This window comes from Stenotrophomonas sp. UBA7606, assembly GCF_002477705.1.
Lineage (GTDB): Bacteria > Pseudomonadota > Gammaproteobacteria > Xanthomonadales > Xanthomonadaceae > Stenotrophomonas.
Map to the genome: position 1 here is coordinate 1 of NZ_DLJW01000043.1, position 14,882 is coordinate 14,882.

The 14,882-nt window shown below is 60.6% G+C and carries 8 protein-coding genes and 1 pseudogene; 8 read left to right on the top strand and 1 reads right to left on the bottom strand.

The window, feature by feature from the left end:
* The 6 genes from B2527_RS06015 to B2527_RS06040 form a co-directional block, all read left to right on the top strand.
* On the top strand, positions 1-2,110 hold a 2,110-nt coding region (locus B2527_RS06015), incomplete at its 5' end, for a cadherin domain-containing protein (RefSeq protein WP_293706627.1).
* Between the two features lie 115 nt (positions 2,111-2,225).
* Complete coding sequence (locus B2527_RS06020) at positions 2,226-3,050, top strand: OmpA family protein (protein ID WP_293706628.1); 825 nt, start codon at positions 2,226-2,228, stop codon at positions 3,048-3,050.
* 195 nt (positions 3,051-3,245) lie between these two features.
* Positions 3,246-4,634: a TolC family outer membrane protein gene (locus tag B2527_RS06025; protein WP_293706629.1), complete on the top strand. Its 1,389-nt coding sequence runs from the start codon at positions 3,246-3,248 to the stop codon at positions 4,632-4,634.
* Positions 4,631-6,913 (top strand): type I secretion system permease/ATPase, encoded by a 2,283-nt coding sequence (locus tag B2527_RS06030; RefSeq protein ID WP_293706630.1) that lies wholly within the window; start codon positions 4,631-4,633, stop codon positions 6,911-6,913. Before B2527_RS06025 ends, B2527_RS06030 begins: the two co-directional genes overlap by 4 nt.
* Positions 6,910-8,094, top strand: a complete 1,185-nt coding sequence (locus B2527_RS06035) for an HlyD family efflux transporter periplasmic adaptor subunit (protein ID WP_293706631.1) — start codon at positions 6,910-6,912, stop codon at positions 8,092-8,094. Before B2527_RS06030 ends, B2527_RS06035 begins: the two co-directional genes overlap by 4 nt.
* Before the next feature lie 557 nt (positions 8,095-8,651).
* A complete protein-coding gene (locus tag B2527_RS06040) occupies positions 8,652-10,052 on the top strand; it encodes a sensor histidine kinase (RefSeq protein WP_293706632.1) in 1,401 nt (466 codons plus the stop codon).
* Between the two features lie 621 nt (positions 10,053-10,673).
* Here B2527_RS06040 and B2527_RS06045 read toward each other — a convergent pair.
* Entirely contained in the window at positions 10,674-11,489 is an 816-nt protein-coding gene (locus tag B2527_RS06045) for an AraC family transcriptional regulator (RefSeq protein WP_293706633.1), read from the bottom strand.
* A gap of 72 nt (positions 11,490-11,561) precedes the next feature.
* Here B2527_RS06045 and B2527_RS06050 point away from each other — a divergent pair, with 72 nt between their 5' ends.
* Together B2527_RS06050 and mrdA are read left to right on the top strand one after the other, a co-directional pair.
* Positions 11,562-12,545: a bile acid:sodium symporter family protein gene (locus B2527_RS06050; protein WP_293706634.1), complete on the top strand. Its 984-nt coding sequence runs from the start codon at positions 11,562-11,564 to the stop codon at positions 12,543-12,545.
* Between the two features lie 157 nt (positions 12,546-12,702).
* Positions 12,703-14,523, top strand: a pseudogene (gene mrdA, locus B2527_RS06055) (penicillin-binding protein 2); the annotation flags it as partial.
* Between the last annotated feature and the right edge of the window lie 359 nt (positions 14,524-14,882).

The window sequence follows — 14,882 nt, forward strand, 5'->3', positions numbered from 1 at the left end:
GTTTGAAGACCCGAACCAGGGCGGCACGCCGCCCGGCCCGAACGAACCGGGCACGATCTTCACCCCGCCGGGCACCGATGGTGCGGGCAACCCGACGCCGGCCAGCTACACGGTCAGCTACAACGAGAACACCGCAGCGGGCGTCGAGCTGGGCCAGGTCCAGGCCGGTGACGTGGACGGCGATGACGTGACCTTCGCCATCAGCGCAGGCAACGACAACGGCTGGTACGCGATCGATCCGAGCACGGGTGTGATCACCCTGACTCCGGCCGGTGCTGCCTCGCTGGCGAACGACTACGAGACCACGGGCAACAGCCACACGATCACCGTGGTGGCCAGCGACGGCAATGGCGGCACGACCACCATCACCGTCACGCTCAACGAGCTGGACGTGGATGACAGCTCGCCGGTCATCAGTGCTGCTCAAGCGGAGGTGTACGAGGAGGGACTGCCGGGTGGCTTCCCGGACGGAAACGACAGTCCGACCACCGCGACCGGTCAGGTCGACATCAACGATCCCGATACCGTGGGCGGTCCGCTGACGGTGACTTTGGCTGGCCCGGCTGGCCTGACCTCCGGTGGCGAGGTGGTGACTTGGAGTGGTACCGGTTCCGTGGGCGATCCGTTGATCGGCACGGCAGGTGGCGAGGAGGTTATCAATGCGACCATCGACGACGAGGGCAACTACACGGTCACCTTGCTGAAACCGCTTGATCACTCGGGTAGCGAGGATCAGGCCCTGGATATCGGCCTGACGGTAACCGCTGACGATGGCGTCAATCCGCCAGCTACTGGCACTCTGACTGTGACGGTGCACGACGATGCACCTGTTGCCAACCCGGGTTCGGTAGACGTGGTGCTGCCTGAGCAGGACACCAACGTCATGTTGATCCTGGATATCTCAAGCAGCATGACCGCGAGCAGGGTTGCCGGCATGAAGGCTGCAGTAACCGAGCTGCTCGATACCTATGCCGGGCTCGGGAATGTCGCAGTACAGATCGTGGTGTTCGGCACAGCCACAGGGACCCAGGCCTGGGGGACCTCATGGGGTGACATCGACGCGGCCAAGGCATATGTCAATGGCATCAACGCGAACAGCAATGGAACCAACTATGACGCTGCCCTGCTCAAGGCGATGGACGCATTCGATGATCCAGGCAAGATCGTTGGAGGCAAGAATGTTTCCTACTTCCTGACGGATGGCGAGCCCAATCAGAGCAGCAACTGGGGCATTCCTGGTTCAGCTGGAACCGGCATCAATGATGCGGAAGAGGATGCCTGGATCGACTTCCTGGAAGCCAACAAGATCCTCTCCCAGGTATTTGGCATGGAGGTTCCGACGGGGCAGCAGGCCAACGCACGCGGCAACATGGACCGCATCGCCTATGACGGTATCAACAACGAGGACACCGATTCCGTCTTCGTGAACGATATCGATGACCTGCCGCCGATCCTGCGAGACTCGGCCATCGATGCTGCGCAAGGTGCGGTCGTGGATATGGACGGCACCCTCGGAGGCAACTCTGGTCTCGGTGCCGATGGCGGCGGTCTGCTCGATATCACTGTCAACGGCCGGACCTACCATGACGACGGAAGCGTGACGGGTGGTGTTGCCAACGGTTTGTTCGATGCGGCGACCAACACCTGGAACATCCTTACCGAAGGTCCAAATGGCTCCGTCAATACCGGAGGCCGGCTGATCGTCAACATGGAGACCGGGGAGTACAGCTACACCCCGCCGATCATCGATTCGGGCACCCGCGTAGAGGACATCGGCTTCACACTGATCGACAACGATGGCGACACGGCGTCGTCGACCTTGACCATCACGGTCCATCCGGTGGGCACCGTCCTGCCGGATAGTGCAGATGGCGGAACGTCATTCGCCTTCCATGCTGACGACAGCATCACCGGCATGCCGGGCGAACAAGCGCATGCCTTGCCGGCGTTGAGCGATCTGGTCGTGTCGTACGGGAGTGGAAGCCTGGATGCATCACTGCCTGGCGGCGACATGCAGACCTTCTCCGGTCCGCTTACGCCGGTCGCGATGCCATTGCCCCTGGTGCATCCGCTGGATGAATTGGACCAGCATCATCAAGCGATGGTGTGACGCATCTGGAGCCGGGTTGGCCAGCGGTCCATCCGGTTCCATCGGAATCGATGGCGTGGTACCCGCCCCGCAAGGGCTGGACGTTCCCGCTTTCCTGAAGAATCGAGGTCAAGAAATGAACAAGAAACTCCTGACAAGCATGCTGGCGGTTGCACTGTTGGCTCCGTTTGCGAGCCATGCCCAAAGTCGTAGCAGCGCGGCGGACATCAATCCACACGGGCTGGAATACAGTGACGTGACGATGGAAATCCCCGACTACGACGAACCATTCCAGCGCGACGGACGGCGCATCCCAACTGCTCAGATCCTGAGCGTGAAGCCGGGGATCAACGAAGGGCAGGTACGCGAGCTGCTGGGTGCACCGCTGTCCACCGAGAACGGTGAGCGGGGGGCTGAGTGGAACTACAACCTCAAGCTTGACGTGGCCGATGAAGATTTCATCGTGTGCCAGTACAAGGTGGTGTTCGAAGCTGACGGAACAACCGTGCGCGAGACCTCCTGGCGGCGTTACCAGTGCCGACTGGCCATGGCGGCATTGACCCCGCAGACGACGCCAGCGACGCCAGCGACGCCTGAACGGATCGATCTGTCGGGCGATTTCCTGTTCGACTTCGATAAGGACCTGCTCAGTGTCGATGGCATGCAGGTTCTCGACGGCGTAGCCGCCAAGCTGGTTGGGAACAACAGCAAGGCCGACATCGTTGGCCATACCGACCGGCTTGGCAGCGCTGCCTACAATCAACGATTGTCCGAGCAGCGTGCGCAGGCGGTAGCTGCTTACCTGGTGGATCGTGGCATCGCCGTCGACAGGATCACCACGTCAGGACGTGGTTTGGCTGAGCAGGTCAAACATTGTGAAGGGGAGCGTTCCACCCCCGAGCTGCGCGCCTGCCTCAAGCCCAACCGCCGCGTCGCCATCACCATTACGCCGGTCGATTGACCAAGGTTGGAACGGGGGATGGAAGCACGTAGATCCTTCCTTGTTGCGGGCCGCCACAGCGGCCCGCTCTTTTTGTGTTGGATGTGGAATCCGACGGCTGTTGATGGTGACGCTGGACTCGGGACGTTGCCGGGTGGACGTCGGCGTTCGGTGTGTTCCTCAGCCAATCCTCGATTGTAAAAACACGTATCTGAAATGAAGAATCTCTTGATGGATCGACATGCGTTGGCTCGATGGGCGGCAGCCCTGCTTGTCGTCCTGACCAACACCGCACCGGCAGCGGATCTTGCGCGTTCTGTCACGCCGGGGCAGCAGGACATGGCGGGCCCATCGCTACCGATGGCGCTGGAACTGGGCCAGGCAGTGGAAATGGCCGTGAAGTGGCATCCGAGCATACGCAATGCTGCGGGCTACCTGATGGAGTCGGACGAAGCGATCCAGGTAGCGCGTGCCGGCTACTACCCGCAACTGCGTGCAGGGCTTGGCTCGGACTGGCGCAACCGCGCTCTGTCGGGATACGACAGTCGCAGCGTTCATCAGCTGACCGTATCCGCCTCCCAGATGCTCTACGACTTCGGCAAGGTCTCCAGTGATGTTGATCGTGCGCAAGCCGACCGCGAGGGTTCCCAGGCGAGAGTCCTGCTGGCGATTGACCAGCTTGTGCAGGAAACCGCGCATGCGTGGATCGAAGTCAGTCGTTACGAAGCGTTGTTGGAACTCGCCAAGGCACAGCGCTCGGGGGTGGGGTCCATCGCTGACCTGGCACGCGAGCGTCGCGCGAAGGGAGCCAGTCCGTTGTCTGATGAACTGCAGGCACAGGCACGTGAAGAAGCTGCATTCGCCAATCTTCTGGAGGTCACCGCTCAACTGGAACGTTGGCGCCTGCAACTGCGGCAGCTCACCGGTGCGCCACGATTGCCCGTGACGGAAGGCCTGGCGGACACGCAACTTGCTGGTGCCTGCGACATCGTTGGAGGCGATGCCGGGTCGCAGTCAGTGCCGGCGGTGCTGATCGCTCAGGCGCAACTTCGCGCGGCGCAGGCGGATGTGGAGAATGCTCGCGCACAGAGCCGGCCTACGTTGTCCGTGGATGGCGCCGTAAGCCGCGGCCTGAATGCCGATTCACGCATCAACAGGCCCTACGACGCGTCGATTTCGCTGAACGTGACGGCACCTCTTTACCAAGGTGGCGGTAACGCCGCGCGGCGGCGGGCATCTGGTCATTCGCTGTCAGCGGCAGAGGCAGCATTGGAGCATGTACGGTTGCAGGCCAGTCAGGAGCTGACAGACGCGCGGTCACGCGCGAAAGGTTATGCCGGCCGCAGAAGCGTGTTGGACGAGCGTACCGGCAGCATCGAACATACGCGCGACCTGTACCGGCAACAGTACCTGGATCTGGGAACACGTTCCTTGCTGGACCTGCTCAATGCCGAGCAGGAGTTCCATGGTGCGAGAGTGGAAAGCGTGAACAACATGCTCGATCTGCAGCGCATGCAGGTGGATTGCCTGGCTGCAGGTGGAGGTCTGCGTCGTGCTTTCCGTCTGGATGGCCACACACTGGCTGGCGTGGAGCTGACCCCATGAGCGGCTCCGCAGGGACCGGGGCGAATGCCCCGCAGGACATGAACGGCTGGGTCGATGCGATCCTGTGCGTGGCGAATCACTACCGCATCGACTGTTCGCCTGAAGCGATTCGTATTGCAGCGGCATGGGATGGAAAAGCTGGTGAGCAGCGGCCGCTGGAGCAGCGTGTGCCGCAGCTGGCACGCCAGGTTGGGCTGGCGTTGCGCTGGGTGGCGCCGGAACCCAGCTGTCTGACCCCATGGCGCCTGCCTTTGATGGTGCAGCTGAACGACGGACAGGTCGGTGTCGTGACGGCCATGACGGCGGCGGGGTTCACCCTGGAGCTCGGTGGCGATAGCGGCCTGCCCACCACATTGGATGCCGCGGCGCTGGATGCGGCGGTGGTCCGCATGGCAGTGGCACGCCCGATGCGCTCGGTGCCGGACAGTCGCGTCGATGAGTACATCAAGCCATTCGAGCCGGGCTGGTTGCGCCAACTGGTATTGGCCGACATGCGGCCATACTGGCACATCCTTCTGGCATCGCTGGTCACCAACGTTCTCGGTATCGCCAGCATCCTGTTCTCGATGCAGGTGTATGACCGGGTTGTACCGGCCCAGTCGATGCCCACGCTGTATGTGCTGTTCGGCGGAGTGCTGCTTTCCATGGTATTCGCTTACGTGTTGCGGCAGGCACGTACGCGGATCACCGATGTATTGGGCAAGCGCGCTGATCTGCGTGTATCGGACAAGGTGTTTGGTCACGCACTTCGCGTGCGTAACGCCGCACGGCCAAAATCGACGGGTACGTTCATATCCCAGCTGCGCGAGCTGGAGTCCGTGCGCGACATGCTGACCTCCACGACCATCGCTGCCGTGGCCGACGTACCATTTTTCCTGCTTTTCTGCGTGATGTTCTGGTACATCGCCGGTAGCCTGGTGTGGATTCCGGTGCTGGCAGCTGTGTTCATGGTGTTGCCTGGAATCCTGTTGCAGAAGCGCCTGCGCGCATTGGCGCAGGAGGGCATGCGCGAGTCGGCGCTGCGCAATGCGATGTTGGTCGAGGCCGTGCAGGGGATAGAAGACATCAAGCTGCTGCAGGCAGAGTCCCGATTCCAGACGCACTGGAACCACTACAATGAGATCAATGCCGATACCGGCATGAAGCTGCGCGATCTGACAAGCACACTGAGCAACTGGTCCCAGATCGTTCAGACCGGTGTGTTCACCGTCGTGGTGTTCGTCGGAGCGCCGATGGTGATGGAGGGCGACATCACTACGGGTGTGCTGGTGGCCGCCTCGATGCTGTCCAGCCGCATGTTGGGACCGCTTGCCAGCCTGACCCAGATCCTCAGCCGCTGGCAGCAGGCGCGCATTGCGAAGGACGCGTTGGACAACCTGCTGCGGATGCCGGTGGATACCCCGGACCACGGCAAGCGCATCCATCGTGCGTCGCTGGCTGGCAGCTACGTTTTCACCAATGCGGTATTCAGTCATGACGGCCAGCAGCCGGCACTGAAGATTGGGGGGCTCAACGTCCAGCCCGGCGAACGGATCGCGATTCTTGGTCGCAATGGTGCTGGCAAATCGACGTTGCTGCGGGCGCTTTCCGGAATGATGGAGCCCCAGTCCGGTCACGTACTGCTGGACGATACGCCGCTCTCACACATTGATCCTGCGGATGTCCGAAGGGATGTTGGCTTCCTCTCACAGGAGTCCCGTCTGTTCCATGGAACGTTGCGCGAGAACCTGATGATGGGGGCGCCAACAGCGACCGATGAGGAACTGATGAGGGCGCTGCGCGCTGGCGGCGCGTGGTCGTACGTCCGCACCCTGGCCGATGGCCTGGACCACATGGTGCTGGAAGGGGGCCTGGGTCTGTCAGGTGGCCAGCGCCAGAGCCTGATGCTGGCACGGTTGCTGGTGCGAAATCCGAACGTGCTGTTGCTGGATGAGCCAAGCGCGTCGCTGGATGAGGCGGCCGAACAGGGGGTCATCCAGACACTGGCTGGATTGCCTGAAACCACGACGATGGTCATTGCCACGCATCGCATGGCGATGCTGCAACTGGTGGAACGCGTGTTGGTGGTCGACAACGGTCAGGTGCTGCTGGATGGACCTCGCGATGAGGTCATCGAGAAGCTGCGCGGCAAGGCTGTGGGAACCTCCAGATCCCCGCGAGCCAGACCGGCGTACAAGCTCTCGGTGGGGAACGTGAGGATGAGGACCCAGAATGACCAGGTTGGCCAAGGTGGCGAAAGCGCGGATGGCAGCGACGCACCGGTGGAGGGGAAGCCATGAGCGCATGGAAGGCCGATGAGGTGTCAGGTAGCGACGAGGTCCACGCTACGGGTTCCTCCAGGGTGGTGCTATGGATCAGCGGTCTCCTGTTGCTGTTTCTGGTCTGGGCGTGGCGGTTTGAGATCGACGAAGTCTCAAGCGGTACGGGCAAGGTGATCCCGATTTCGCGCGAACAGATGATTCAGTCGCTGGAAGGCGGCATCTTGGCTGAGTTGAACGTGGCCGAGGGTGACATCGTCGAGAAAGACCAGGTGCTGGCGCAGCTGGATCCCACCCGCGGCGAATCCAGTGTCGAGGAAACAGCGGCGAAGTATCGTGCTGCATTGGCGAGTTCGGTCCGTTTGCAGGCGGAAGTGGAGGGAGCGACGGTACTGCACTTTCCTGAAGAGCTGGTCTCCGCACACTCGGAGCTGATTGCCAGCGAAGGCGCACTGTTCAGGTCAAGGCGTGCCAGCCTGGCCGAGTCGCTTGGCGGGCTGCAACGTTCGCTGGATCTGGTAAGCCGCGAGCTGCACATCACCGAGTCGTTGCTGGCAACGGGTGCAGCCAGCAGTGTGGAGCTGCTGCGCCTGCAGCGGCAGAGTTCAGAGCTGCGCTTGAAGATTGCCGAGGTGCGCTCGGAGTACATGGTGCGCAGCCGCGAGGAGCTGGCGAAGGCGAATGCAGAGGTTGAGTCGTTGTCCTCCGTCGTCCGCGGACGCGCGGATTCGTTGACGCGGCTGACGCTGCGTTCTCCGGTACGCGGCGTGGTGAAGGATGTCGAGGTAACTACCATTGGTGGCGTGGTGCCGCCAAATGGACAGGCGATGGTGATCGTGCCGTTGGGTGATCAATTGTTGGTTGAAACCAAGGTCTCGCCGCGCGACATTGCTTTCATTCATCCCGGTCAGGAGGCCTTGGTGAAGATCACCGCCTACGACTATGCCATCTACGGCGGGCTCTCCGGCAAGGTCGTCACCATTTCGCCAGATACCATCCGCGATGAGGTCAAGCCCGAGGTCGTCTACTACCGGGTGTTCATCCGGACGGACAGCGATGCGCTGCGAAACAAAGCAGGGAAAGAGTTTCCGATCGTGCCGGGCATGATAGCCACGGCCGATATCCGTACCGGTAGCAAGACCATATGGCAGTACCTTGTGAAGCCGCTGAATCGTGCGGGAGAGGCGCTGCGTGAGCGTTGAACGCGCACAACCATGCTTGAGAGCGGCACGGTGCGATTGGGAGCGGTGCCTCCGGGACATCCATGCATGTATCTGGACACCTGGAAGGCAGCGAGCTGTTGCAGTCACCCATGCGCGGATGGCTCCATCAATTTATCGGCCAACCTTGAATGCCATCTGAAAAGCTGCGCCGCTTGGCTGAACTCATCGACGGTTTCGAGAGGGACGTCCCGCTGTTGTCTTCCTGTCAGCGGCACGACCGGCTCACTGCCATACTGCGACTCACCATGCGTGTCGGGGAAGCTGGTGATGCCCGTGTTGAATACGAGATTGATCGCCTTGTGCTACGTGCCTGCAATGCCGCGTTGTCGTCCACGAACTCGGGCACTATCGTCGTGTAGGGGCCAGGACTGGCCGGATGATGCAACGCCTGTGTCGCCCGCTGAGCATGTTATCGAGTAGACCGACTGCATGCCCCGGAGGAACGGCGGGCGCACAGACGCCGGCTGGCTGTTACATTTTCGAAGTGGGAATGTGCGAGCTGATGATGAACACGATTGCGTAAAGGGGGCGGAAAGGTGGATGACAAGGTCACGACGGCATTGACGAGTCAGTTGGCCAAGGGATTGGGCTCATGGCGTCAAATGTTTAAGTGGTTGCGGAGCGTGCCGATTGCCGACGCGGTCGATCGCAGAAATGCGGCGATGCTTCAACTTATCTCATTTCTGCTGGCGGCATTGCCTACTGGCGCTTGGTGCTATCGGGCTTTCCTGGTGGATATACCATGGAGGTCGGGCGAGATCGCGAACATGGTGCTGTCTTTGTCGGTGAGCCTCGTCTCCGCAACGAGCTTTGTGCTCGTCCGCAAGGGAAGGTTCAAGGCGGCCTCGTATGCATTGCTGTGTGTTTTCGTTGCAACGGTCATTCCTGCGTACTTGATCTCAGGTTTTGGCGCACAGCGCTTTGAACAACCGGTGCTGGCAATCTGGATGGCGATCGCTGCGTTGGTTGTGGGGCGTGCGGCGCTATGGGCGATGTTCTTCAGTATTGCGGTCGCGTTCGCATTGGGCATAGGGGTAGATATCGGGAAGCAGGGCAGTGCGGTGGAGCTTGCCGGCGATGCGGCCTTCAGTGCGGCGATGTTCCTGATGATATCGGTGGTGCTGGATCGGACCTCAGCCGCTCTGCGTGAAAGCCTGCAGGAGGCGAAGGCGCGCGGAGATGCATTGGTTGTTTCCAATCAGCGACTGTCCGAGGAGATGGCAGAGCGAGAGCGCACGTTCTCGCAGCTGATTCAAGCTCAGAAAATGGAAGCCGTCGGAAGGCTTGCCAGTGGCATTGCGCATGATTTCGGGAACGTTCTGGCCGTGGCGAGTGGCTACGTGCACATCGGGCTGAACTCTCCGGATGAGGCGAAGATGCAGGAATCTCTGAAGGGGGTGGATCTGGCGGTTAAGCGTGCCACCTTACTGAATCGTCGGCTGCTGTCGCTGGTACGGCAGGAGAAAGGAGCGGAAGAATGGTTTGATCCTGGTGAAGCTTTGAGGTCGATGCTGCCGATGATCCGGCAGTTGATGGGAGCGACGGTGAAGATCGAAGTCATAGTGAACGATGGGCTGCCCGCAGTGTTCTTTGATCGATTACAGTTCGATCTCATGGTGCTGAATGTCGCTGCCAACGCTGATCATGCGATGCCTGATGGTGGTGAATTCTTCCTTCGAGCGTACATGGATGACGATGCGCTGGTCCTGGGATTGGCGGACTCTGGAGAAGGCATGCAGGATGAGGTGCTGGCACAAGCGTTCGATCCGTTCTTTACAACCAAGCCGCGCGGAGAGGGGAGTGGACTTGGCCTTTCCGTCGTTCGTGATCTTGTCGAACGGGCTGGCGGTAGTGTAAATGCAGAAAGTCGGCTGGGTATTGGGACAACGATTTTTGTTCGCTTTCCTGACCACCTGCTGGAGCCGAGTCGGGCCTGACGCCGCTCCAACAGGAATTTCCACGTTCGAGCGGGTAAGGGTTGCCCAAGCCGAGACGAACGTCTTCGCATCAGGTGCATTTTTGGCCTTATCTGCGCAGCGGTCGAGGGCCGTCGTCTGGATGCCATTTGGTTGGCTAACCCCATCTGGTTCGGCTGGAGCGTTGGTGGAGGCAAAAGCTTTACCCGGTTTATTACCAATTCCCCGTCGTGGCGGGCGGTTCTATCGGGAGGCAGCCTTGGCCCGCATGTAATGCCAATGCGTCGACAAACCCCCTATTCTGTCCGCCTGCAATCGCATGCCCAGCGCAACTCCCCACGACCTGCACCCCGCTTGACTCCGGGATACATCGCCGGTGCCTATGCACGTGCTCCCATGCTCGGATCATGGACCGATAGCATCTATGGCACCGGCGCAGCCCATGGCAAAGAAGGGTGACCGCGCTGGACGACGCAACTGGTTCATGCACGTGCCTGCGCTACGCGAAGGGCTTTGCCTGAAGCCCAAACACGTATTGCATCTATCGGGATCTGGAGTTGGACCTGTGTATCAAACCCAGGGGGCGGTTGATGACGACCGCCTGGTCCCGCAGGGGAGGGAGCATTCTCCCGCGGCAATCCATCAGTTGGACTGGCGACGCATTCTTCGGGTCTGAACATACTGTCCAGGAGTACAGCCGATCAGTTCCCGGAATGAAGCAATGAAAGCGGAGAGGCTGTCGTAACCGCATTCCACAGCCACATCCGTTATTCGCATGCCCGCCTCGAGCAGGGGGAGGGATGCCAGCAGCCGGCTCCGTTGACGCCATTGACGAAAGGTTAGGCCGGTCTCGGCAACAAAATGTCTGCCCATCGTCTTCTCGCTCATGCCGAGCTGGGCACCAAAATCGGCCATGCGCTGTGTCGAACCCGGATGTTCTGAAAGCACTTCGCAGATCCGGCGCAGGCCGGGATGCCCTGGCCAAGGGAGATCGAGCTGGCAGCACGGGGCAGCGGCAAGTCGGTCAATCAAGACGCTTGCCAGCCGCCCGTCGGCGCCGCCGGCATCGTAGTTGATCTGGATATCGCCGAATTCGATGATGAGCTCGCGAAGCAGAGGACTTACCCGCAGTACGCCGCAGCGCCTGTCAGGAAGCAGATCGGCTGCCAGGTAGATGCTGCCGATCCTGGTGCCGTCGCTTGCGCTCACGCCATGCTCAACCCCGGGGGGGATCCATACCGCCCTGTCGGGCAATGCTATGAGCCTTCTTTGACGTGTCTCCACGGTAAGAGTGCCTTCCACCGCATACGAAAGTTGCGCCCAAGGGTGGCTGTGGAGTGCTGAAATTGCCCGATTGGCCAGCGAATCCCGCGCGCCGAACAGCGGCATCGGCAGCTCGTCCAATCCATGGAGCTGGCCCAGCAGAATCGCATTGGTGTCGTTTCGGCGATAGTTCACTTCTGTTTACCGATAAAGCTCAAGCGAGGAGCGAGGTACTGTCTCGCCCTCCTTGCTCCCAAGGTAAGCGTCATGCTGTTCCAGCATATACGAACATTTTTTGACAGATTCACCATCATCCTGATTGCCGTAGTTGTCGTTGCAACTGTGTTGCCGGCGACGGATCGGGGAGCGCTCCTGTTTCATTGGTTGACGAACTTCGCAATTACCCTGCTCTTCTTCATGCATGGCGCCAAGCTCTCAAGGGGCGCGATAGTCGCCGGGCTGACCCATTGGCGACTTCACATCCTTGTTTTTGCATGTACCTTCCTTGTCTTTCCTCTGCTGGGCGTCGGGTTGAGGCCTGTGATTCAGGGTTTGGTGGGAGAACCACTGGCCATCGGGATCGTCTTTCTCTGCGTCCTGCCAGGAACCGTGCAGTCGGCCATCGCTTTTACTTCGCTTGCGAAGGGGAATGTTCCAGCTGCGATATGCAGTGCTTCCGCATCCAGCATTCTCGGTATTGTCCTGACTCCGCTGCTGGTCGCTCTGCTTCTGGGGGTTCGTATTGGCACAGGCGCGTCCTTGCTTGATGCGATACTCGCCATCAGTCTCGAACTGCTGGTTCCTTTCATCGCAGGGCATCTGTCGCGGCCGCTGATTGGCGCGTGGATTGATCGGCATCGCGACGTTCTGGGCGCCGTGGATCAAAGTTCCATTCTGCTTGTGGTCTACACGGCGATGAGCGCGTCGGTTGTGGAGGGGCTCTGGACTGCCGTTGACGCCAGGCAGTTGATCGGACTCGGCGTCATCTGCTGCATCCTTCTGGCGCTCATTCTAGGCCTCACTTCCTGGTTGGGACGGTACCTCGGGTTCAATCGAGAAGACCGCATCACCATAGTGTTCTGTGGATCCAAGAAGAGCCTGGCCAACGGTGTGCCGATGGCCAGCGTGCTGTTCGCCGGTGCAATGCTGGGGCCTGCATTGTTGCCACTGATGATCTTTCACCAACTGCAACTGATGGTCTGTGCCGTGATGGCGCAGAGATACGCCCGTCATGCCGATGCCAGCGGCTGAGTGAGCGAGTCCGGTGGAAGTGGTGGGGATGGGGCGTGGGCAGCGGGCTGCTCCAGGGCTCATCTGCTGTGAGAGATGATTCGTGCGTCGCCTGCGATCACGCAGGGGTAGTGGCCTTGGGGCCCCAGGCGTGCGGGTCCAGAAGTATGGGATTCAGATGCGACGAGGATACGGTGGGTCTCGCCATGGTGCAGATCAATTCAGGACCCGTGCACTGGTCGGCTTCATTTCTGTCTGTTTGTGCTTTGCGGGGCTAAGCGGCTGGTACTTCAAGCTGCAGGTAATGGATCACGAAACATATGCCACCCGCTCCGACCGGAATCGGATCCGGCCCGCTCCGGTGATCCCGGCTCGAGGCGTCATCTACGACAGGAAAGGCCGGTTGCTTGCAGACAATGTTGCCTCCTTTCAACTGGTCGTCAATCCGGAGCAGGTTTCCGATATCAAGACCATGCTCAGCGAGGTTTCGTCAGTCATTCCGCTTGCCGAGTCCGACATTCAAGCCTTCAATCAGGGCCTACAGCTGCGCAGGCGGGGGGAGTCGGTTGCGCTGAAGAGTCAACTGACGGAAGAGGAAATGGCCCGGTTTGCAGTGGACCTCTGGCGATTCCCGGGGGTTGAACTACAGTCCCATCTGGTTCGCCGATATGCCTATGGCGATCTTCTGGCGCATGTCATCGGCTATGTAGGCCGACCCAATGATGCCGACATGGAGCGTATTGGCGATGAGGCGGCATTTCTGCCTTACGTAGGAAAAACCGGAATCGAGCGCTACTACGAGGAGGCGCTGCGTGGAAGATTTGGATATGAGCAGGTCGAGATAAACGCAAGCGGTCGGCCGATGCGCACAGTGGGCCGCGTGCCCGCGCATGCGGGCAAGGACCTGCAGCTGTCGATTGACGTGGAGCTGCAACGCGTCATGGCTGAGGCGTTTGCTGATCAGGAAGGTGCCGCCATTGCGATGGATCCGAGAAGTGGGGAGGTCCTGGCAATGGTCAGTCTCCCCTCGTTTGATCCGGGTCTGTTCGTGGGCGGGATCACACACGAACAGTTCGCCGTCTTGAACTCCAACCCTTCGCGGCCCCAGTTCAATCGACTTGTACTTGGTGGCGTTGCACCGGGCTCGACGATCAAGCCGCTCATAGGACTGGCCGGCCTGGATGCGGGGCTCAGGCACCCGCAAGACCGGGTCCTTTCAACCGGTATGTTCCATCTGCCCGGTTACTCAAGGGGTTGGGGCGATTCGCATCGCGGTGGGCACGGCTGGACAGACCTGAGCAAGTCGATTGCCGAATCGGTCAACACCTACTACTACAGGTTGGCGCTGGACCTCGGCATTGAAAGACTCGACAGCTACATGAGCTACTACGGATTTGGCCAGGTTACTGGCATAGATCTGCCTGGTGAGATTGATGGAATCCTCCCATCGCCTGCCGACAAGCTGCGTAGAAGGAAGCAGAAATGGTACCCGGGGGATACGGTCAACATCAGCATTGGCCAGGGGGACTGGAAGGTGACGCCGCTCCAGCTGGTACGGGCAGTGTCGGGCATAGCCAATGGTTGGCTCCGGCAACCGCAGTTGGTTACCCGGCAGCGGGCTGGATTTGATGGCGACTGGGTGGCCGTGCCTGAGAGGGCAAGCAAACCCATCAGTCCGAACGCAGGGAACGTACAAGCCGTTCGTGATGGGATGGCAGCAACAATGCGTCCTGGCGGCGGGGCATGGCGGGCAGCCATCGGGGCCAGTTACCCAATGGCGGGGAAAACGGGAACCGCGCAGGTTGTAGGCCGCAAAGGGATCGCTGCCGTCGATCCCAGAAGCTTGCCCCTGCATCTTCGGCATAGGGCGCTGTTCGTGGGCTTTGCCCCGGCGGATGACCCGCAGATTGCCATTGCAGTTGCTGTCGAGGGTGGCGGCTACGGCGGGCGCGCTGCTGCGCCTATTGCCCGAAAGGTATTTGATGCCTGGCTGGAGGGGGCTGAGGGCAACCACTAGCCCGTCGGTGGCGTGCCGTGCTGTGGGCCATCCGTTGTTACAGTGAGGACAATGAGGGGCGATCGTTACGAGGAAGTTGCTTTTCAACGGCCTTGGGATTTCTGGCCTGCGATGTTGGGGTGCTGCTTCGAGCTCGTCAGGCGGTGCCACCGAGGCAGTTGGGAGTGGCATGGAGGCTCCTACGGCGCGAGGTGCTTTCTGAAGGGCCCACTTATCAACCTGCTGGAAAGGAAGCACGCCATGGCGTCGTCCGCGCGGCTGTAGCGCCCGCTCATGCTTGGCGCAAAAGCGGTGTCCTTGCAGAGGTGCAGCCGTGCATCGATCCCGTCGAGAGATTGCTG